The organism is Streptomyces sp. NPDC052043 (assembly GCF_044548235.1).
Classification (GTDB): domain Bacteria; phylum Actinomycetota; class Actinomycetes; order Streptomycetales; family Streptomycetaceae; genus Streptomyces.
In genome coordinates this window covers 242,243-261,529 of sequence record NZ_JBIUBT010000007.1, presented here as the reverse complement: position 1 = coordinate 261,529, position 19,287 = coordinate 242,243, and the positions used below count along the sequence as shown (strand labels likewise).

Below are 19,287 nucleotides of genomic sequence, written 5' to 3'. Positions count from 1 at the left end.
CACAGTAGTGGCACGATGACGGCGTGATCAAGTTCACGCTACGCGTCCCCGAAGACCTCCACGCCCGGCTTACCACTCAGGCCGCCAACGACCGGCGGTCCCTCAACTCCGAGCTGCTGCACCTGCTTGAGGTCGGCCTCACCACCGTCACTTCCGAGACACCGAATCGCCCTGGCGGCGATTCGGCTTCCCCTGCCCCGCTACGCGGGAGCGGCCATTCCCCCCGGCCCTAAAGGACCGGGCGCCCTGCCCGAAAGCCTGGCGGAAGTGGCGGTGGGGCGGGTTCTCCGTGGACGGGGTGACGCCGGTGACCGGCGGGTCCGCCGGGATGTAGCCGTCGCCGTCCGGGTCCTCGGGTGAGGAGGCGGTCGACGCGGCCATGGCGTGCCCGGAGTGGCCGGCCGCGAAGGACGCCGCCGCCGCGCTGCCGGGGGCGGGCGGCCCGGAGCCGGCGGCGACGCCGGCCACACCGAGCGACGTCGTCAGCAGCGCTCCGGCGATCAGCATTCCTGACAGGGCTTTCGATCTCCGTGGCATGGAGACCTCCTGAACACAGGGGGTGAGAGGTGGGGGGTGAAGAAGGGCGAGCGGGCACCGGCCTGACGGGGTGTCACGGTCCTCGACGGCGGTGGGCAGACGCTCTCCCGCCCTGGGAGTGTTGAGGCCTTGACGCGTGAGTGTCAAGGCCTGCCACAGAAGGATCAGCTCTGTCCCGCCGGCCTCACTTCCTGAACACCACCCCACCTGCGGCGGGCACCCGCGTCGTCAACGCTTGAAAAGATTCCCGTGTCCCAGGGCTTGCCCACCCTCCGGCATCATCAGTTAAATCAAGATGTGAACTAAGCCGCGCAGGACTGAAGTTGAGCTTGCGACGCGCTGTACGCCGCCCCGCCCTTCTCGCGAACACTCGCCCATCGCACCCGCAGGGAGCCGTATGAGACTCAGATCCCTGGGCGTCGCGCTCGCCGCAGTGGCAGCGCTCGTCGCCCTTCCCGCCATCCATCCGTCGGTCGCCGCCGCGGCCGGGACGTCGCCGGCCCAGGGCAGCACCGCCACGCCGGCGTCCGACCGGAGCGCCGGTGTCGCCGCCGCCTGCGGCGCCGGCAACGCCGCCCTGGGCAAGCCCGCGTCGGCCTCCTCCACCGAGAGCGCCGGCACCCCGGCCTCCGCCGCCTTCGACGGCGACCCGGGCACGCGCTGGTCCAGCGCCTTCTCGGACCCGCAGTGGGTGCAGGTCGACCTCGGATCGGTCCAGAACCTGTGCCGGGTGGACCTGACCTGGGAGACCGCCTACGCCAAGGAGTTCCAGATCCAGGCGTCCGCCGACGGCCAGAGCTGGACCACGCTGAAGAGCGTCACCGGCGCGACCGGCGGCACCGCCTCCTACGACGTCAGCGGCTCGGGCCGCTACCTGCGCGTCCACGGCACGGCCCGCGCGACCGACTACGGCTACTCGCTCTGGGAGGTCGCCGTCCACACCGAGTCGTCCGACGACGGCGGCACCCCGCCGGTCCAGGGCGGCGGCGACCTGGGTCCGAACGTCATCGTCGTCGACCCCTCCACCCCCGGCCTCCAGCAGAAGTTCGACCAGGTCTTCGCCCAGCAGGAGTCCAACCAGTTCGGCACCGGCCGCTACCAGTTCCTGCTCAAGCCGGGCACCTACAACGGGATCAACGCCCAGATCGGCTTCTACACCTCGATCTCCGGGCTCGGCCTCAACCCCGACGACACCCAGATCAACGGTGACGTCACCGTCGACGCGGGCTGGTTCAACGGCAACGCCACCCAGAACTTCTGGCGTTCGGCGGAGAACCTCGCCATCAGACCGTCGAACGGCGACGACCGGTGGGCCGTCGCGCAGGCGGCGCCGTTCCGGCGCATCCACGTCCAGGGCGGCCTCAACCTCGCCCCGAACGGATACGGCTGGGCCTCCGGCGGGTACATCGCCGACTCGAAGATCGACGGCACCGTCGGCCCCTACTCCCAGCAGCAGTGGTACACCCGCGACAGCTCGGTGGGCGGCTGGACCAACGGCGTGTGGAACATGACGTTCACCGGAGTGCAGGGCGCACCGGCGACCGACTTCGCCACCGGCTCGTACACCACGCTCGACACCACGCCGGTCTCGCGCGAGAAGCCGTTCCTCTACCTCGACGGCAGCACCTACAAGGTCTTCGTGCCGGCCAAGCGCACCAACGCGCGCGGCGTGTCGTGGCCGGCCAACGCGGGCACCTCCCTGCCGCTCGACCAGTTCTACGTGGTCAAGCCGGGTGCGACCGCCGCCACCATCAACCAGGCGCTGTCCCAGGGGCTCAACCTCCTGTTCACGCCCGGTGTCTACCACCTCGACCGGACCATCGACGTCACCCGCGCGGACACCGTGGTGCTCGGGCTGGGCCTCGCCACGCTCGTGCCCGACAACGGCGTCGACGCGATGCACGTCGCCGACGTCGACGGCGTCCGGCTCGCCGGGTTCCTGATCGACGCGGGCACGGTCAACTCGGACACGCTCCTGCGGGTCGGCCAGCCCGGCTCCTCCGCCGACCACGCCGCCGACCCGACCACGGTGCAGGACGTGTTCGTCCGCATCGGCGGCGCGGGCCCCGGCCTCGCGACCAACTCGATCGTGGTCAACAGCAACAACGTCGTCATCGACCACACCTGGCTGTGGCGCGCGGACCACGGCAGCGGCGTCGGCTGGGACACCAACCGGGCCGACTACGGCCTGTGGGTCAACGGCAACGACGTCCTCGCCACGGGCCTGTTCGTCGAGCACTACAACAAGTACGACGTGTACTGGAACGGAGAACGCGGCCGGACGATCTTCTTCCAGAACGAGAAGGCCTACGACGTGCCGAACGCCGCCGCCGTCACCCACGACGGCATCGTCGGATACGCGGCCTACAAGGTCGCCGACTCGGTCGGCACCCACGAGGCCTGGGGCCTGGGCAGCTACTGCAACTTCACGGCCGACCCGACGATCGTGCAGGCCCACGGATTCCAGGTGCCGGTCAGGTCCGGCATCGCGCTGCACGACATTCTGGTGATCTCCCTGGGCGGCCAGGGCCAGTACGCCCATGTCGTCAACGACACCGGCGCGCCCACCTCGGGAACGGACACCGTGCCGTCCAAGGTGGTCCAGTTCCCCTGACCGGGAACGGACGACCGGCCCGAACGGCCCGTGCGTGCGGCGAGTCACCCACCGGTGGCTCGCCGCACGCTGGTACGGGGACCGGCACCCGCGCGGGGGCTAGTGCCGCGACAGGCAACGGTTGCCCCGTCGCGGCACTAGGAATCGACCATGCCCCGTGCGGCGTCCTCGCGGCGGGCCACCGCGACGCCGACGGCGCCGACGACGAGCAGGAGGGCGACGGTGCCGAGGGTGAAGGCCTCGAACGAGGTACGGGACACGCCCCAGACGTCGTGGAAGACGTAGTCGATGCCGAAGAGCTGTTCCAGGACTCCGGGGAAGAGCGCCGACCACGACCCGATCAGGATCCAGGCGTAGACGAGTACCGCGCAGAGCATGAAGCCGCGGTCGCCGAAGGGGACGCTGTAGGGCCGCGGGACGTCCGGCCGGCGGGTCCGCAGCAGGACAAGCGCGGGGATGACGACCAGGTAGGACAGCAGCAGAGTGGTGACCGCGACGGTGAGCACCACCGCGAACACGTCGGCCGCGTCGCCGCCCGCGAGCCGCATGGCGGCGAGCATGAACACCGTGGCCACGGCTCCGGAGAGCAGGTTGGTGCGCACCGGCGTGCCGAGCCGCGGGTGGAAGGCGCCGAGGGCGCGGGTGAAGAAGCCCCCGTCGGCGGCGGCCATGGCCTGCATGCGGTCGCTGACGATCATCCAGGCGCTGCCCTGGGTGAGCAGGGCGAAGACGAACATGACGGCGGTGAGCTTCAGCAGGGGGCCGGCCGCACCGCCGTAGACGCCGAAGACGAGGCGGGCGCCCTCCATGAAGCCGCCGATGCCGGTGACCTGCTGCCTGGGTACGACGGCCAGGAGGGCGAGGACCGGCAGCAGATAGCAGCAGGCGGCGACGGCGGCGGAGCGTCCGAGCGCGGCGGGCACGTCGCGCTGGGGGTTGTGCATCTCCTCACCGGCGGCGTTGGGCGCCTCGAAGCCGACGTAGGCGAACAGCAGGATCGGTACCACGGCGAGGAACCCGGCGGTCGTCGGGGTGAAGCTGGTGTCGGCCAGGCCGTGGAAGCCGTGCCGCAGCCCGTAGAGCACGGCCGTGAGGGTGAACACGGTGAGGGCGAGGACCTTCATCGCCGCGCCCGCGGTGGTGATCCATTTGCCGCGGCGCAGGGAGACGACGGCCGTGAGGATGGCGATCCAGACGAACAGCAGCTTGAACGTGTAGTCGGCCACCGTGCCCGAGCCCAGGTGGAAAACGAAGCCGTCCCAGGTCTGTGCGGCGAGGAAGACCAGGGAGCCGCCCAGCCAGATGGGGTTGGTGACCCAGTACATGAGGGTCGTGAGCGCGGCCGCCGGGCGGCCGAGGGCGAGCTTGACCCAGACGTACGGGCCGCCTTCCTGGGGGAACGCGGCGCCGGTCTCGGCGAACAGCAGGGCGTAGGGGACGAGGAAGAGGAGAGCCATGGCCGCCGTCCAGGTGGCGGCCTGGCCGCCGCCGGTGGCGATCTGCCCGACGGTGTCGAAGGAGATGACCGCGGCGATGGCCATGGCGGTGATGTCGAAGCGCTTGAGACTGCGCTGCAGGCCGCCGGTCGCGGGCGGGGACGTGCGTGGTCCGGTCGTCGAGAGGTGGGAGGACACGGGCAGTTCCTAGGAGGGAGAGGAGTAACTGCGAGGGGGCGCGTGCGGGGCGCCGTGACGGCATGGGGTCCGTGTCGGGTGGGGCGTGGCCGGGCGAGGAGGCCCGGTCGCTGGGCGGGCCTCCCCCGAGGGCGTCAGGCGGCGCGGATCTCGCCGGTGGGCTCGGTGCGCTCCAGGACGCCGCGCAGCGCCGAGGCCACTTCCCCGGCCTCCGCCTCGGTCATGATCAGCGGCGGGGACAGCACCAGGCTGTGTGCGGAGTCGCGTACGATCACGCCGGTCTCGCGGCGGATGACGTCGTGGGGCATCCGGTCGGGGTTCAGGGGCAGGGGTGCGCGGGTGGCGCGGTCCTGGACGAGTTCGACGGCGAGCATCATGCCGACGGAGCGGATCTCGCCGACGATCGGCAACTCGCCCAACTGGGCCTCGAGTTCGCCGTGCAGGTAGGCGCCCAGGCTCGTCGCGCGGGCGAGGAGCCCCTCCTTCTCGATGAGGTCGAGGTTGGCGGTGGCGACGGCGGTGGCGACCGGGTGGCCGTTGTAGGTGTAGCCCATGGGGAAGCCGTGGTCGCGCAGCAGGACCTCGGCGACGTGGTCGCCGACCAGGAGGGCGCCGAGCGGGATGTAGCCGGAGGTGATGCCCTTGGCGGTGACGATGATGTCCGGGGTGACGCCGAAGTACTGGGCGGCGAACCACTCGCCGACGCGGCCGTAGGCGGTGACCACCTCGTCGAAGATCAGCAGGATGCCGTGCCGGTCGAGGACCTCGCGCACCCGGGGCCAGTAGTCGGCCGGCGGGACGAGCATGCCGCCGACGCCCATGATGGGCTCGCCGATCATCGCGGCGATGTTCTGCGGGCCGATCTCCGCGATGCGCTCCTCCAGTTCGCCAACGAGGAAGTCGGTGACCTGCTCGGGGGTCAGCGGCTGGTCGCCGTAGAGCTCGGAGCGGTACGGCCACGGGGGCGTGAGGTGGGAGACGTGCGGCATCATCGGGGCGAAGCCCTCGTGGTAGACGGGGAAGCCGGTGGCCGAGCCGCCGCCGTAGCCGATGCCGTGGTAGGCCTTGCTGCGCGCCAGGATCCAGGTCCGGCTGCCTTCCCCGCGCCGGTGGTGGTAGTACCGGGCCATCTTGATGGCCGCCTCGTTGCCCTCGGAGCCGCCCGAGGTGAAGTAGACGTGGTTCAGCGGGTCGGGGGCGAGGGAGGCCAGGCGTGCGGCGAGTTCGATCGCGCGCTCGTTGGAGAACTCCCAGAAGCTGGTGAAGTACTCCAGCTTCTTCATCTGCTCGTGGGCGACGTCGGCCAGTTCCGCGCGGCCGTGGCCGACCTGGGCGAGCCAGAGGCCGCCGGTGGCGTCGAGGTAGCCGCGGCCCTCGGAGTCGGTGAGGCGGCAGCCGGAGCCGGAGGTCATGACGACGCGCTCCGCGGCGCTGCCCGGCAGGTAGGGGTGGATGATGTGGGCTCGGTCCAGCTGGGTGAGGTCCGCGGTGGTGCGGGTCATGACGGGTACGTCCTTTGCTCGGTACCGATGGTGGGTGTGGTGGCCGGCAGGCCCGCCGACGGTGGGTTCGGCCGCTCGGACGAGGCTGTGCCTGCCGGCGCCGGCGCGGTCAGCTGTGGGCGATCCAGGTCGTCTTCAGGCCGGTGTACTTGTCGAAGGAGTGCAGGGAGAGGTCGCGGCCGTGGCCGGACTGCTTGAACCCGCCGAAGGGTGTGAACGGGCTGAGCGCGTCGACGGTGTTGACGGACACGGTGCCCGCCCGGAGGGCGTCGGCGACGCGGTGGGCCCGGCCGAGGTCCCGGGTCCACACGGAGGCGGCCAGTCCGTAGGCGGAGTCGTTGGCGAGGCGGACCGCCTCGTCCTCGCCGTGGAAGGGCAGCACGGTCAGCACGGGCCCGAACAGTTCCTCCCGGACGAGGGGCGCGTCGGGTGCGAGGCCGGTGACGACGGTGGGGTCGAGGTAGGCGCCGTCGCGGTCGGGTCGCGTGCCGCCGCACACGAGCGTGCCGCCCGATGACCGCACGGCCCGGAGGACGCGTTCGGCCTGGGCCTCGTCGACGAGGGGTCCGAGACGGGTGGCGGGGTCGAGCGGGTCGCCCGGCAGCCAGGTGCGGGCGTGTGCGGCGACCCTGGCCGTGAACTCCTCGGCGACCGAGGCCTCGACCAGCAGCCGCGTGTTGGCGGAGCACACCTGGCCCGAGTTGTAGACGAAGCCCCAGGCGGCGCGTTCCGCGGCGGCCTCCAGGTCGGCGTCGGCGAAGACCACGTTGGGGCTCTTGCCGCCGGCCTCGGGCCACACCTGCTTCATGTTCGACTCGGCCGCGTAGGCGAGGAACCGGCGGGCCACGGCGGTGGAGCCGGTGAAGGCCAGGGTGTCCACGTCCGGGTGGAGGCCGAGGGCGCGCCCGGTCGTCTCCCCCGGTCCGGGGACGACGTTGAGCACTCCGTCGGGAAGGCCGGCCCGCGAGGCGAGTTCGGCCAGCAGCAGCGCCGACAGCGGGGACTGCTCGGCCGGCTTCAGCACGACGCTGTTGCCCGCGGCCAGGGCGGGCGCCAGCTTCCAACTGGCGATGTCGAGGGGGAAGTTCCAGGGCACCACCGCGCCCACGACGCCCAGCGGGGCGCGGCGCACGAGGGCGAGATTGCCGGGCGGGGCCGGGGCGACCTCGTCGTAGAGCTTGTCGACGGCCTCCGCGTACCAGGCGAAGACACCGGCCGCGCCGGGCACGTCGGTGCCGTGGGACTCCGCGATGGGCTTGCCCATGTCGAGGGTGTCGCAGAGGGCGAGTTCCTCGCTGTTCTCCTCGATGAGGCGGGCCAGGGCGAGCAGGACCCGCTTGCGCTCCGCGGGTGCGGTGCGCGACCAGCGGCCGTCCTCGAAGGAGGTGCGGGCCGCGGTCACGGCCCGGTCGACGTCGGATGCCGAGCCGGCCGCCACCTGGGCGGTGGTCTTGCCGGTCGCGGGGTTCACCGTGTCGATCCACTGGTCGCCGTCGGGATCGGTCCACGCCCCGTCGATGAACAGGAGCGTGCGTGGCGTGAGGTCGGCGGCGCGCTGCCGCCAGTGGGCGTACGTCTGCATGCTGTGGCCTTCGATTGCGTCGTGGGACGTGGGCGAACCGGTGCCCGTTCGGATCAGGTGCGGCCCGGGCCGCCCCGGGGGTGAGGGACGAGAACGACGGGCGCGACAGGGCAAGCGGCTCGGCAGCGAGTGCCTGCGCCGACTTCTTTGAGTCGAGATTCAAACAATAGGTGAACCGGCCGTCAATGCTTCGGACCGAACCTTCTTGCGGAAACTGAGACGGGCATCAGAGAATGGGCCACCATGAGCAAAGCGGGTAGACCACGCAACCAGACGGCACGCAGGCAGGCCCTCGTCTCCGCCGCGGGACGGGCCATCGCGGAGCGCGGCCTCGAAGGCCTGCGCATCAAGGACATCGCGGACGCGGCGGGCGTCTCCCAGGGCTCGGTCCTGTACTACTACCCCGAGCTCGACGACCTCGTGCTGGAGGTGCACCGAGGCGCGGTGGAGGGTTACCTGGCTTCTCGGCAGCGGGCCTACGACGAGGCACCCGCCGAAGATCCCGCGGCACGGCTGCGGGCCCTGCTGCACAGCGGTCTGCCGACCATGACGGACGACCCGGTGCACGGGCTGCTGTACGAACTGCACCGGCGCGCCGGCCGCAGCCCGGGCCACGCCGAGCTGATGACCTCCCTCTTCGCCCGGGAGGTCGCTCTCTACACGACCGCCCTCGAAGTCGGCGCCGCGACCGGCGTGTTCTCCCTCGCCGCGTCCGCGCACGACCTGGCGCACGGGCTGGTGGCCCTGGAGGACGGTTACGGTCTGCACATCGTCAGCCACAACGCGGCTCTGCACCTCGACCGGGCCCGTGAGCTGATTCTGGCCCACGCCCGGGCGGTGACGGGCTGCGCCGATCTCTAGACCGGCCTGCCGGAGCTGAACAGGCTGGGGTTCTCACGGACGTAGTCGGCCACCCCCGAAGGAGGCCGCCCGGTGACCTGCGCGACCCCGTCCGCCGTGCGGTCGTAGCGATTCTCCGCGTGAAGGCGAGCCATGGTGGAGATGTGCTGGAAGACGTGGTCGGGCAGGCCGAGCGGCTTGAGATCGTCGTCGATCCATTCCCGAAGGGGGACGTCGGTGTACTCGACCGGCCGGCCCAGAACCGCGGAAACCTCCGCCGCCATGGCGGCGATGTCCTCCGAGCGCGGCCCGGTCAGCTCGTAGATCCGGCCGATGTGCGGGGCAGGGTCGGCCAGGATCTCCTCCACGACCGCGGCGACGTCCCCGGCCACCACGGGGGAGGTTTTGGCCCGGCCGAAGGGCAGTCTGATGCTTCCGTTCTTCGCGATCGAGGAGAAGCCGACGCGGAACAGCGGGTTCTCCATGAACACGGTGGGCCTGATCTGGACGACGGGCAGTCCCGACCAGTCGAGGACCTGCTCGACCAGCCACTGCTGGCGATGCTGAACGGACTCGGAGGTGCTGGTGAGGTCCATCTCGGAGACCGTCAGCTGTGACATGTTCACGAACGCTTCCAGGCGTCCGTACGCGCGCGCGACGGCCGCCGTCGTCACGGCAGCCTCCAGATACTGCGCCGACACGCCCATGCCGAAGTACATACGTCCGCAGCCGGCCAGCGCGTCGGCGACGTCGCCCGCGCGCGTCAGGTCTCCGAGGACGACCTCGGCGCCCGTCGCGCGCAGCGCCCGGGCCCGCTCGTCGTCGCGACGCACCATGGCCCGGACGGGCAGGCCCCGTTCCCGAAGGCCTTCGACCACGGATCGTCCGACGGCGCCGACGCTGCCCGCCGCGCCCGTCACCAGGATGGGCAGCACGCTGGCTTCCGGGGTGCGGTCCATAGGGGCAGCCTGCGGTGCCCGTGGCCAGGGCGCAACTGGAGCCCGACGAGCCGTCGGCGATACGACAACGGCCGGCTCATCCGACGGGGCCCGCTGCTCCTCGGTGATCTCCATGAGGTCGAGGCCGAGGACGTCAGGCCGAGGTCATGGAAGAGGCCCCCACATAGGCGAGCTCGCCCGGCTTCTTCCCCGGTGGGTGGCCGCCGGCTCAGGCCTCGGTGGACCGGGCGGCGATCTCCCGCAGCAGGTCCATCACAGCGCGGGCGCGGGCGGTCTGGGCCATGCCCTTCACGGAGGCGATCCTGACTTCCAGCGGGGAGGCGTCCCGCAACTCGAGTTCCGCGATCTCGCCGCCGCCGTACGTCTGGCTGGTCGCCGGGCGCTGGTTGAGTACGGAGTAGCCGAGCCCCCGGGCCACCAGGGAGCGCACGGTCTCGTAGCTCTGGGTGCGGTAGCGGACGTCGGGCGCGGTGCCGGCGGCGGCCACCAGCGCGCGGAAGTAGTCGCGGCTGTGCGGAAGGTCCAGCAGGACGAGCGGTTCCGCGGACAGTTCGGCCAGCTCCACACTGCCCTGACCGGCCAGCGGGTGGTCGGCCGGGACGATGACATAGGCCGGGGCGCGGGCGATCGTCTCGCTGTGCAGGTCCGGCTCGGCCGACAGACCCAGGTGGTAGGTGAGGGCGAAGTCGACGCGTCCCGCCGCCAGGGCGTGGACGAGCTGGTCCGTCTCCGCCTCCACCACGTCGATCTCTATGTCCGGAAAGCGCCGGGTGCACTCGCTGAACAGGTGCGGCAGATAGTAGGGGGCCAGGGTCACGAAACAGCCGACTGCCACCGGCCCGGAGAGCGTCTCGCCCTCTCCCCTGGCCTCCTGTTCGACCTCGCGGGCGCGGGCCAGCAGATCCCGCGCCTGCTGCTGGAGCCTCTCACCGGCGGGTGTGAGGGTCAGCCCCCGGCCGCGCCGGCGGATGAACAGCTGCGCCTGGAGATCCCGCTCCAGGTTGTGGATGGCCGAGGACACGGCGGACTGCGCGATGTGCAGCTCCGCCGACGCCTCCGTCATCGAACCGCGTTCGGCGGCGACGAGGAAGTAGCGGAGCTGAACGAGCGTGAAACCCACTGGTGACGTCATACGTGGACCCTTGCCCCTGGTGTTCCGTATCGGTGCCGACCTTAGGGCCTCTCTATGCGGCCGCGCCCGGTCGGGTGCGCCGGTCGGCGCGGCCCACGGCGGCGGCCGGTCCCGTCACGGCGCCGTTCCCCCGGCCGGCACGCCGCGGTCCACGCCGGTCCAGGCCAGCGCGACCGCCCCGTCGAGCAGGGCCCGCCGCGCCTCCGCGCCCACGCAGTACGCGGCGAACTCGTGCTGGTGGTTGGTGGCGGGCAGGGATCCGATGCCGATGTAGGGGTGGATGGCCGGGACCACCTGCGAGACGTTGCCCATGTCGGTGGAGGCGCGGTTCATCCGCGCGGCCTGGCCGGGCGGCGCGAACTCCCGGCCCAGGGCGAGGGCGTTGGCGCGATAGTGCCCGAGGGCGGTCTCGTCCGTGCGGAACTCCGCGTACGGCTTGCTCTCCGGCTCGATCTCCAGTTCGCAGCCGGTCGCGAGGGCTCCGGCCTCGAAGGCCCGTACGACCCGTGGCTCCAGCTCGGCCAGTTCGGCGAGCGTCTCCGCCCGCACGTACCACCGGCCACTCGACCGCTCCGGGATGGCGTTCGGCGCGTCCCCGGCGTGGGTCACCACACCGTGCACCCGGGCCGAGGCCGGCAGCTGCTGGCGCAGCAGTCCGATCGCGACCTGGGCGACGGTGAAGGCGTCGGCCGCGTTGACCCCGGCCTCCGGATAGGCCGCGGCGTGCGCGGACTTGCCGGTGTAGGAGATCCGGGAGTGGCTGACCGCGAACGGGCGGGCCTCGGCGACGTCGACCGGCGCCGGATGCACCATCATCGCGAGGTCCACTCCGGCGAAGGCGCCCCGGTCGAGCATCTCGATCTTTCCGCCGCCGCCTTCCTCGGCCGGGGTGCCGTAGACCTCGACGGTGAGGCCGGCGTCGTCGGCGACGGCGGCCAGGCCGAGCGCGGCGCCCACCGAGCTCGCCGCGATGAGGTTGTGCCCGCACGCGTGGCCGAGTCCCGGCAGCGCGTCGTACTCGGCGCACAGCGCGATCCGGACGGGCCCGCTGCCGAACCGGGCGTGGAACGCCGTCTCCAGGCCCAGGTAGGACGAGGTGACGTCGAACCCGGCGCGGTCCAGCAGTTCCGGTACGGCGGCCGCGGCCCGGTGTTCCTCCCAGGCTGTCTCCGGGTCGGCGTGCAACCGCTCGGACAGACCGACGAGTTGCTCGGCGTGACGGTCCACCGCCGTGCGGGCGGCTTCCTTCAGGGCGCCCCTCACCGGTCGCCCGGCACGCCGTAGGAGGGAGCGGAGGCGGGGTCGAGTCCGCGCCGCACGTAGTCGTCGCGCTGCGGCAGCCAGACGTCGAGGAGCTCGCCGAGCCGGTCCACGGGATCCTCGGCCCAGTCCACCCGCAGGTCGGTCACCCGCCAGTCCACGTCGGCGACGACCGCGAGGCCCGCGGAGTGCACCGGCCCCTCCTCGCCGCCGGCGGCGACGGCGGCCCGCAGGGCGGCGAGCAGCCGCTCCTCCAGTTCGCCCTCGGCCGCGAGGTAGGCGTCGAGCAGGACGCCCGGGACGTGCCGCCCGGCCAGCATGTTGCCCGCGGCGACCGCGCCGTCCGCGGTGGCCGACGCGTACGTGCCCAGTGTGCGCGGTCCGCTGTGCACGAAGCCGGGGCCCGAGCGGCCCAGCACGGTCAGCTGCCGGTAGTCGATGGTCTTCGCGGTGCGCTCGGCACCGGTGACCTCGGTCAGGGCGCGCTCCGCGTCGCCGTGCTCGGCGAGCCGTTCCAGCAGGCTCGGGCCGAGCGTGGGATCGGTGATGTTCTGCGAGGCCGCCGCGCCGACGCCGGGCCGCAGGTGGGCGACGCGGGCGGCGACCGCCGGGCTCGACGAGCTGACCGCGATGCCGAACCGTCCGCCGTCGCGGACCAGCAGGGAGAAGGTCACGCCGTCGTCTCCTCGGGGATCACCGCGATCGCGTCGATCTCGCAGAGCCACTCGGGGCGGGCCAGCGCGGAGACCACCAGGCCGGTGGAGATGGGGTGCACGCCCTTGGTCCAGCGGCCCACGGTGCGGTACACGGCCTCGCGGTAGCGCGGGTCGACCAGATAGACCGTCAGCTTGACCAGGTGCTCGATGCGGCTGCCCGACTCCTCCAGCAGCATCGCGATGTTGGCCATCGCCTGCTCGGCCTGGGCGGCGGCGTCGCCGATGCCCACGGACTCGCTGGTATCGAGGTCCTGACCGATCTGGCCGCGCACGTACACGGTGTTGCCGGCGACCACCGCCTGGCAGAGGTCGTTGTCGAGGTTCTGCTCGGGATAGGTGTCGCGGGTGTTGAACGGACGGATCCGGGTGTGCCCGCCGGCGACGATCGGGGCCTGCGCGCGGCGGCCCTCACTCGTGGAGGTCATCGTCTGCTCCTCAGTTGTCGTGGGTCGCCGGCGCGGCGCCGGTCCGGTCGGTGGTGCCGTACGCGAGGTAGCCCCGCTGGGTCGTGATGTGGTCGGCGATGTACCGGGCGTCGTGCCACACACCCCAGATGAAGCTCGATCCGCGGCGGGACAGCCAGGGCAGGCCCAGGAAGTAGACGCCGGGCTCGGCGGAGATCCCGCGTCGGTGGTCCGGCCGGCCCTTCTCGTCGAACGCGTCGACCTCGAGCCAGCCGTAGTCGGTGGCGAAGCCCGTCGCCCAGACGATGGAGGTGACGCCGGCCTCGGCCAGGTCGAGTTCCAGGCGGGGGCCGGTCACGCAGTCCGGGTCCGGGCCGAGGACGTGGGCCTGCGGCTCCTCGGGGAGGTCGAGCCCGTTGCGTTCGACGTACTCGTCGGCCGCCCGGAGGAAGTCGAGGTACTTGGCGTCACCGAGCGCGATGTTCGCGGCGAGGTCCGGCGCGAAGCGCAGGACGCCGTCGTCGTGGGACACGGTCAGGCCGACGAGTTCGATGCCCGTGCCGGCCAGGGCGCGGAAGTCCACGGTGTGGCCGCCGCGGGCGCCGCTGACCGCGATGGTGACGTGCTCGGCGCCTCGCGGGGGCGTCTGCGCGTCCCAGATCCCGAGCACGCCGAGCCACCAGCAGAAGTCCCGTCCGCGGTACGAGCGGGGCGGACGGTCGTGCGGCCCTACGGACAGGAGGACCCGGCGACCGGAGCGGCGCAGCTCGTCGGCGATCTGCACCCCCGAGGAGCCGGCCCCGACCACGAGGACCGCGCCCTCGGGCAGCTGCTCCGGGTTGCGGTACCCGCTGGAGTGGATCTGCACGGGGACGGCGCCGTCCGGGACGACGGGCGGGATCACGGGCCGCTGGAACGGTCCGGTCGCCGCCACGACGAAGCGCGCGTCGATCGGGCCCTGCGACGTCTCGACCCGGAAGCCCGGCCGGCCGGTGTGCCTGCGCACCGAGGTCACCTCGACACCGCAGCGGATCGGGGCATCGATCTTCTCGGCGTACGTGGCGAGGTAGTCGGCGACCTGCTCCTTGGAGGCGAAGCCGTCGGGGTCGACGCCGGAGAACTCCAGCCCCGGGAACCGGTCGTGCCACGCGGGCCCGTTCGCCACCAGGGAGTCCCACCGCTCCGAGCGCCACCGCTCGGCGACACGGTGCCGCTCCAGGACGATGTGCGGTACGCCGTGGGCGCCCAGGTGCTCGCTCATCGCCACGCCGGCCTGGCCTGCCCCGACGACGACCACGTCGGTCTCTTCACTCGGCATTCCCTTGCCTCCCCTCAGGCGGTAGTCCCATCCCGGTGCCGCATCGACCGTGCTACCGCACGAGACATCCTCGGGCGCCGCCCGACAACTGTCGAACAGATGTTTTCGCTTTAGGGGATCTGATTTCTGGATGCACGCGGGGAGGGGGGAGAGAACCGTCAGGTCTTCCGGAGGTCGGGGGCGGGGACACCGATGAGCAGGCGGCGCACGGCGTCCCAGGCCGTCCGCAGGGCGCGGGCCACCGCGGGCGAGTGGCTGCCGAGGATCCGCACCCACGCTCCGCAGTCGTCGGGCAGCACGCTCACGCCGAAGGCCAGGCCGGTGGTCCGCAGCGCCTCGTGCAGGGTGTCGGCGATCCGTGCCGCGGGGGCGAGCGGGGAGACGGCGTAGAGCGTGGCCATCAGGTCGTGGTCGGCGAAGACCGCCGGGCCGGTCACCGAGCCGGGCTCGCCCGGATCCAGACGGACGGTGTCCACGGCCACCAACTCGCCGTCCCCCCGCGTGATCTCCAGGTCGCTGAAGAGCATGCGGTAGGCGTGCCGTTCGCCCCGGGCCAGACGGCCGGCGGCGATGGTCTCGCCCAGCAGCACCGTGGCCGTGGGGTCGAGGCTCACGCTGGTGTGCTGGTAGAAGCGGGCGTCCCGGTACGGGATCAGCGGGTCGGGCAGGTACTCGACGTAACTGTCCGCTCCCACGGTGAGGTTGACGACCTGGGTGGCGTGGTCGAACTCCATCTTGTGCAGTTTGGTGGCGGCCTGCGTCGTCAGGTGCACCGCGGTGCCGGGGCCGCAGTCGATGTCGATGCGGTTGCGGTCGGCCTGGACGATGCCGCCGCCGGTGGACATCAGATAGGTCACCGGCAGGTCCGGCCGCAGTGGGTCCACGTACAGCGGGCGCATAATCTGCAGGGGTGACTTCTGGTAGCGGTCCACGAGTTCGGTGCGGTCGCCGACCCGCGCGTAGCGCAGTTCGAGCAGGCCGACCTTGCCGGGGCGCCCGGCGGCCAGGGTGTCCGGAGTGCCGGTGAGGTCGAGCATCCGGGCCGGTGTCCGCCGGGGTTCGTAGTGTGCGGGTTCCAGCCGCGCGGGCGCCTTGGTCATGCGGAGGCCGGCTCCTGGTCGGTCCGCCCCGCCGCTTCGTGCGACAGGAGGAAGTCGGCGATGGTGTCCAGGCCCTCTCCGGTCAGGGAGTTGGTGAGCACCACCGGCCGGCCCTGCCGGACCTGACGAGCGTCGGACTCCATCACGGCCAGGTCGCACCGGACGTACTGGGCGATGTCGATCTTGTTGATGACGAGCAGCTCGCACTCGGTGATACCGGGGCCCCGCTTGCGCGGCATCTTGTCGCCCTCGGCTGTGTCCAGCACGAACAGGAAGAGGTCGACGAGTGCCGGGCTGAAGGTGAGGGTCAGGTTGTCGCCGCCGCTCTCGAAGAGCAGCGTGTCCACGTCCGGGAAGCGCTCCAGGATCTCGTCGGCGGCGGCCTGGTTCATCGTCGGGTCGTCCCGGACCGCCGTGTGCGGGCAGGCTCCGGTCTCGACGCCGACGATGCGGTCCGCGTCGAGGACCCCGTCCAGGGTGCGCCGTACATGGGCGGCGTCCTCGGAGGTGTAGATGTCGTTGGTGATCACCGCGGGGGTCCGGCCGCGCCCGATGAGCACCGGGACGAGCGCCTCGATCAGCGCCGTCTTGCCGGAGCCGACCGGCCCGGCGATGCCGACGCGGAGCACGCCGTCCGCGGGGCGCCGCACGAAATCGTCGTGGTCGTGGTGGTGATGGGAGCCTCGCACCTGTGTGGGGTCGTGCATGGTGATCCTTGTCCTCGGTGGTGTGTTTCGGGGTGGTGGTCAGCTCGCGAACAGCCGGGCCTCAGCGCGCTCATGGCGTCCGGCCATGACGTCCGCGACGGGCACGCATCCGCCCAGATCGGCCAACTCGCGGTGCAGGGCCGCCTCGACGGTCTCCTCGATCACCCGGGCGGCACCGTGCAGGACGACCTGGGCCCGGCGGTGGTCGGTGAGCCGCAGTCGCAGGGCGGCTCCCACGAGGCTGGCCGCGAAGGCGAACAGCTCACAGGTGACGGCCTGCCGCGTGGTCAGGCCGTTCGCCGCGTGGACGACGCCGGCGACGACCGGCTGGCAGCCGCGCACCGTGCCCTCGCGGTACAGGGTCCGGTAGTGCGCGATCGGCGGCGTGCCGTAGACCTCGTCGGCCAGGTCGAGCAGTTGCCGTCCGGTGCGGACGGCGGCCTGCCGGGCCTCGCGGCCCAGTTTGGTGGCGTACAACCGCCGCTCCACGGCCACCACCTGGTCCCAGTCGTCCGCGTCGACCGCGCGGTGGGTGAGGGCGAGGGCGGTCGCGTCGGCCGGCCCCGTGCTGTGCCGGAGCAGGTCGTGGAGGAGGGCGGGCAGGCTGCGCGGGGTGACCTCACGGGCCTGCTGGAAGCCCTCGAGCCCGTGGGAGAGGGTGTAGTAGCCGCTGGGGAAGGCCGAGTCCGTGAGCTGGAGCCCGGTCAGCAGCGCCTGGATCGGCATCGGGTCGTTCACGCCGGGTCTCCGTTCCTGCCGGACGGCCGTCCGCCGCGGGCCGGCCGTGGGACGGCCCGCGGAGCGCGTGCGGCGCTCAGCGGACCGTCCGGGGTGTCAGACGATGTAGAAGAGCTGGTTGAGCGGAAGGCGTTCGGCCGGCTCGATCGTGGCGGGCTCGCCGTCCACGGTGACCTTGTAGGTCTCGGGGTCCACCTCGATGCGCGGCAGCGCGTCGTTGCGGACCATGTGCTGCTTGCCGACCGTCCGGCAGCGCTGCACCGGCTCGATCCGGCGCCGCAGGTCCAGCTCGCCGGGGACGCCGGCGGCGATGGACGCCTGGGACATGAAGGTGACCGAGGTGCGCTGCCTGGCGCGGCCGTGGGTGCCGAACATCGGCCGGTAGTAGACCGGCTGCGGGGTCGGCAGGGAGGCGTTGGGGTCGCCCATCAGCGCCCAGTTCACCATGCCGCCCTTGATGACCATCTTGGGCTTGGCGGCGAACGAGTTGATCGGCCAGAGCACGATGTCGGCGAGCTTTCCGGGCTCCAGCGAGCCGATCACGTCGGCGGCGCCCACCGCGATCGCCGGGTTGATGGTGAGCTTCGCCAGGTACCGCAGGACGCGCGCGTTGTCGTTGCGGGAGCTGTCCTCGGCGAGCGTACCGCGCAGTTCCTTGCAGTGGTGCGCGGTCTGGAAGGCGCGGGCGAAGGACTCGCCGACCCGGCCCATGGCCTGGGAGTCGGAGGAGAAGATGCTGATCACGCCGAGGTCGTGCAGCACCGTCTCGGCCGCGATGGTCTCGGCGCGCACCCGGCTGTCGGCGAAGGACACGTCCTCGGGGATGTTGCGGGACAGGTGGTGGCAGACCATCACCATGTCCAGCAGCTCGTCCACCGAGTTGACGGTGTAGGGCAGGGTGGGGTTGGTGGAGGCCGGCAGGACGTTGGGCTCGCCGGAGACCCGCATGATGTCGGGTGCGTGACCGCCGCCCGCGCCCTCGGTGTGGAAGGTGTGGATGGTCCGGCCGTCGATCGCGGACAGGGTGTCCTCGAAGAAGCCGCCCTCGTTGAGGGTGTCGGTGTGGACGGCGAGCTGCACGTCGTGCTCGTCGGCCACGCTCAGCGCGTTGTCGATGGAGGCGGGGGTGGCGCCCCAGTCCTCGTGCACCTTGAGGCCGGCCACGCCCGCTTCGACCTGTTCGCGCAGCGCCTCGGGCAGGCTGCCGTTCCCCTTGCCGAGCAGGCCGACGTTGACCGGCAGGTCCTCAGCGGCCTCCAGCATCCGGTGGATGTTCCACGGTCCGGGGGTGCAGGTGGTGCCGTTGCTGCCGTCGGTCGGACCGGTGCCGCCGCCGAAGAAGGTGGTGATGCCGTTGGACAGGCCCTCCTGGGCCTGCTGCGGCGCGATGAAGTGGATGTGGGTGTCGATGCCGCCCGCGGTGGCGATCAGGTGCTCGCCGGAGATCACCTCGGTGCCGGGCCCGATGACCAGCTTGGGGTCCACGCCGTTCTGCAGGCGGGGGTTGCCGGCCTTGCCGATGCCGACGATCAGGCCGTCGCGTACCCCGATGTCGCCCTTGACGACGCCCACGACCGGGTCGAGGACCACGACGTTGGTGATCACCAGGTCCAGGGCGCCCTCGCGGTTCAGCGCGGCGGGGTCCTGGGCCATGCCGTCGCGGATGGCCTTGCCGCCGCCGTAGACGGCCTCGTCCCCGTAGGAGCCGGCGTTGTGGTCGTGCTCGACCTCGACCACCAGGTTGGTGTCGGCGAGGTGGAACCGGTCGCCCACGGTGGGTCCGAACAGGTCGGTGTACTGCTTGCGCGGGATGATCGCCATCAGTTGTCGGCTCCCTCGTTCTCGGTCGGGGCGCTGCCGCCCGCGGTGGCGAATCCCCGTCGCTCGGCGCGGCGCAGCGCGGCCTGCCGGGTGTCGGCGGCGTTCAGGCCGCCGTTGACGAGACCGGCGAAGCCGACGAGCCGCCGGGTGCCGCCGAAGGCGCACAGCTCGACCTCGCGGGTGTCGCCGGGCTCGAAGCGGACGGCGGTGCCGGACGGGATGTCCAGATGCATGCCGTACGCGGCCTCGCGGTCGAACCGCAGCGCGCGGTTGACCTCGAAGAAGTGGTAGTGCGAGCCGATCTGGACGGCGCGGTCGCCGGTGTTGGCGACGGTGAGGCGGACCTTGGCCCTGCCGGAGTTGATCTCCACGGGGTCGTCCCCGTAGAGGTAGTGGGCTCCACCCGACATCGTTGATCTCCTC

At 71.8% G+C, this 19,287-nt stretch carries 18 protein-coding genes; 3 read left to right on the top strand and 15 right to left on the bottom strand.

All coding sequences use genetic code 11. The features are described 5' to 3' along the window. The first annotated feature begins 23 nt into the window (after nucleotides 1–23). Nucleotides 24–233, top strand: a complete 210-nt coding sequence (locus ACIHCX_RS19825) for a toxin-antitoxin system HicB family antitoxin (RefSeq protein WP_400031100.1) — start codon at nucleotides 24–26, stop codon at nucleotides 231–233. Here the strand turns inward: ACIHCX_RS19825 and ACIHCX_RS19820 are convergent. Then, complete coding sequence (locus ACIHCX_RS19820) at nucleotides 148–537, bottom strand: hypothetical protein (RefSeq protein ID WP_400031382.1); 390 nt, start codon at nucleotides 535–537, stop codon at nucleotides 148–150. The two genes, ACIHCX_RS19825 and ACIHCX_RS19820, sit on opposite strands and share 86 nt — an antisense overlap. A gap of 397 nt (nucleotides 538–934) precedes the next feature. On the opposite strand from ACIHCX_RS19820, the gene ACIHCX_RS19815 reads away from it, so the two are divergent. Continuing rightward, nucleotides 935–3,151 carry a discoidin domain-containing protein gene (locus ACIHCX_RS19815; RefSeq protein ID WP_400031098.1) on the top strand — a complete coding sequence of 739 codons (2,217 nt, stop codon included), beginning with the start codon at nucleotides 935–937 and terminating at the stop codon, nucleotides 3,149–3,151. A 137-nt stretch (nucleotides 3,152–3,288) separates the two neighbouring features. On the opposite strand, the gene ACIHCX_RS19810 is transcribed toward ACIHCX_RS19815, so the two are convergent. The 3 genes from ACIHCX_RS19810 to ACIHCX_RS19800 form a co-directional block, all read right to left on the bottom strand. Next, nucleotides 3,289–4,785: an APC family permease gene (locus tag ACIHCX_RS19810; protein ID WP_400031096.1), complete on the bottom strand. Its 1,497-nt coding sequence runs from the start codon at nucleotides 4,783–4,785 to the stop codon at nucleotides 3,289–3,291. Nucleotides 4,786–4,919: 134 nt separating this feature from the next. Next, nucleotides 4,920–6,287: an aspartate aminotransferase family protein gene (locus ACIHCX_RS19805; RefSeq protein ID WP_400031094.1), complete on the bottom strand. Its 1,368-nt coding sequence runs from the start codon at nucleotides 6,285–6,287 to the stop codon at nucleotides 4,920–4,922. A 109-nt stretch (nucleotides 6,288–6,396) separates the two neighbouring features. Next, a complete protein-coding gene (locus ACIHCX_RS19800; protein WP_400031092.1) occupies nucleotides 6,397–7,869 on the bottom strand; it encodes an aldehyde dehydrogenase in 1,473 nt (490 codons plus the stop codon). Between the two features lie 243 nt (nucleotides 7,870–8,112). Between ACIHCX_RS19800 and ACIHCX_RS19795 the strand changes: the two genes are divergently transcribed. After that, on the top strand, nucleotides 8,113–8,730 hold the full coding sequence (locus ACIHCX_RS19795; RefSeq protein WP_400031090.1) for a TetR/AcrR family transcriptional regulator: 618 nt from the start codon (nucleotides 8,113–8,115) through the stop codon (nucleotides 8,728–8,730). Here ACIHCX_RS19795 and ACIHCX_RS19790 read toward each other — a convergent pair. From ACIHCX_RS19790 to ACIHCX_RS19740, 11 genes are all read right to left on the bottom strand, one after another. After that, nucleotides 8,727–9,668, bottom strand: coding sequence for an NAD(P)H-binding protein (locus tag ACIHCX_RS19790; RefSeq protein ID WP_400031088.1), 942 nt, complete (start codon nucleotides 9,666–9,668; stop codon nucleotides 8,727–8,729). The two genes, ACIHCX_RS19795 and ACIHCX_RS19790, sit on opposite strands and share 4 nt — an antisense overlap. A 208-nt stretch (nucleotides 9,669–9,876) precedes the next feature. Continuing rightward, nucleotides 9,877–10,800 (bottom strand): LysR family transcriptional regulator, encoded by a 924-nt coding sequence (locus ACIHCX_RS19785; protein WP_400031086.1) that lies wholly within the window; start codon nucleotides 10,798–10,800, stop codon nucleotides 9,877–9,879. A 114-nt stretch (nucleotides 10,801–10,914) separates the two neighbouring features. Next, a complete protein-coding gene (locus tag ACIHCX_RS19780) occupies nucleotides 10,915–12,063 on the bottom strand; it encodes a M20 family metallopeptidase (RefSeq protein ID WP_400031084.1) in 1,149 nt (382 codons plus the stop codon). Beyond that, a complete protein-coding gene (locus tag ACIHCX_RS19775) occupies nucleotides 12,060–12,734 on the bottom strand; it encodes a DUF1028 domain-containing protein (protein WP_400031082.1) in 675 nt (224 codons plus the stop codon). Before ACIHCX_RS19775 ends, ACIHCX_RS19780 begins: the two co-directional genes overlap by 4 nt. After that, on the bottom strand, nucleotides 12,731–13,201 hold the full coding sequence (locus ACIHCX_RS19770; protein ID WP_400031080.1) for a RidA family protein: 471 nt from the start codon (nucleotides 13,199–13,201) through the stop codon (nucleotides 12,731–12,733). The genes ACIHCX_RS19775 and ACIHCX_RS19770 overlap by 4 nt, the downstream gene beginning before the upstream one ends. Before the next feature lie 10 nt (nucleotides 13,202–13,211). Continuing rightward, nucleotides 13,212–14,498, bottom strand: coding sequence for a flavin-containing monooxygenase (locus ACIHCX_RS19765; protein ID WP_400031078.1), 1,287 nt, complete (start codon nucleotides 14,496–14,498; stop codon nucleotides 13,212–13,214). A 158-nt stretch (nucleotides 14,499–14,656) separates the two neighbouring features. Then, complete coding sequence (locus ACIHCX_RS19760) at nucleotides 14,657–15,598, bottom strand: urease accessory protein UreD (protein WP_400031076.1); 942 nt, start codon at nucleotides 15,596–15,598, stop codon at nucleotides 14,657–14,659. Continuing rightward, entirely contained in the window at nucleotides 15,595–16,305 is a 711-nt protein-coding gene (gene ureG, locus ACIHCX_RS19755; protein ID WP_400031074.1) for an urease accessory protein UreG, read from the bottom strand. Before ureG ends, ACIHCX_RS19760 begins: the two co-directional genes overlap by 4 nt. Nucleotides 16,306–16,344: 39 nt before the next feature. Then, nucleotides 16,345–17,043: an urease accessory protein UreF gene (locus ACIHCX_RS19750; protein WP_400031072.1), complete on the bottom strand. Its 699-nt coding sequence runs from the start codon at nucleotides 17,041–17,043 to the stop codon at nucleotides 16,345–16,347. A gap of 96 nt (nucleotides 17,044–17,139) precedes the next feature. Next, on the bottom strand, nucleotides 17,140–18,864 hold the full coding sequence (gene ureC, locus ACIHCX_RS19745) for an urease subunit alpha (protein WP_400031070.1): 1,725 nt from the start codon (nucleotides 18,862–18,864) through the stop codon (nucleotides 17,140–17,142). After that, nucleotides 18,864–19,274, bottom strand: a complete 411-nt coding sequence (locus tag ACIHCX_RS19740; RefSeq protein ID WP_400031068.1) for an urease subunit beta — start codon at nucleotides 19,272–19,274, stop codon at nucleotides 18,864–18,866. The genes ureC and ACIHCX_RS19740 overlap by 1 nt, the downstream gene beginning before the upstream one ends. Nucleotides 19,275–19,287 lie beyond the last annotated feature (13 nt).

What these genes read in the sequence shown, in the direction of transcription:
- ACIHCX_RS19820 (WP_400031382.1), bottom strand. Translation starts at nt 537, where the DNA reads ATGCCACGGAGATCGAAAGCCCTGTCAGGAATGCTGATCGCCGGAGCG.
- ACIHCX_RS19815 (WP_400031098.1), top strand. Translation starts at nt 935, where the DNA reads ATGAGACTCAGATCCCTGGGCGTCGCGCTCGCCGCAGTGGCAGCGCTC.
- ACIHCX_RS19805 (WP_400031094.1), bottom strand. Translation starts at nt 6,287, where the DNA reads ATGACCCGCACCACCGCGGACCTCACCCAGCTGGACCGAGCCCACATC.
- ACIHCX_RS19800 (WP_400031092.1), bottom strand. Translation starts at nt 7,869, where the DNA reads ATGCAGACGTACGCCCACTGGCGGCAGCGCGCCGCCGACCTCACGCCA.
- ACIHCX_RS19795 (WP_400031090.1), top strand. Translation starts at nt 8,113, where the DNA reads ATGAGCAAAGCGGGTAGACCACGCAACCAGACGGCACGCAGGCAGGCC.
- ACIHCX_RS19790 (WP_400031088.1), bottom strand. Translation starts at nt 9,668, where the DNA reads ATGGACCGCACCCCGGAAGCCAGCGTGCTGCCCATCCTGGTGACGGGC.
- ACIHCX_RS19785 (WP_400031086.1), bottom strand. Translation starts at nt 10,800, where the DNA reads ATGACGTCACCAGTGGGTTTCACGCTCGTTCAGCTCCGCTACTTCCTC.
- ACIHCX_RS19770 (WP_400031080.1), bottom strand. Translation starts at nt 13,201, where the DNA reads ATGACCTCCACGAGTGAGGGCCGCCGCGCGCAGGCCCCGATCGTCGCC.
- ACIHCX_RS19765 (WP_400031078.1), bottom strand. Translation starts at nt 14,498, where the DNA reads ATGCCGAGTGAAGAGACCGACGTGGTCGTCGTCGGGGCAGGCCAGGCC.
- ACIHCX_RS19760 (WP_400031076.1), bottom strand. Translation starts at nt 15,598, where the DNA reads ATGACCAAGGCGCCCGCGCGGCTGGAACCCGCACACTACGAACCCCGG.
- ureG (WP_400031074.1), bottom strand. Translation starts at nt 16,305, where the DNA reads ATGCACGACCCCACACAGGTGCGAGGCTCCCATCACCACCACGACCAC.
- ureC (WP_400031070.1), bottom strand. Translation starts at nt 18,864, where the DNA reads ATGGCGATCATCCCGCGCAAGCAGTACACCGACCTGTTCGGACCCACC.
- ACIHCX_RS19740 (WP_400031068.1), bottom strand. Translation starts at nt 19,274, where the DNA reads ATGTCGGGTGGAGCCCACTACCTCTACGGGGACGACCCCGTGGAGATC.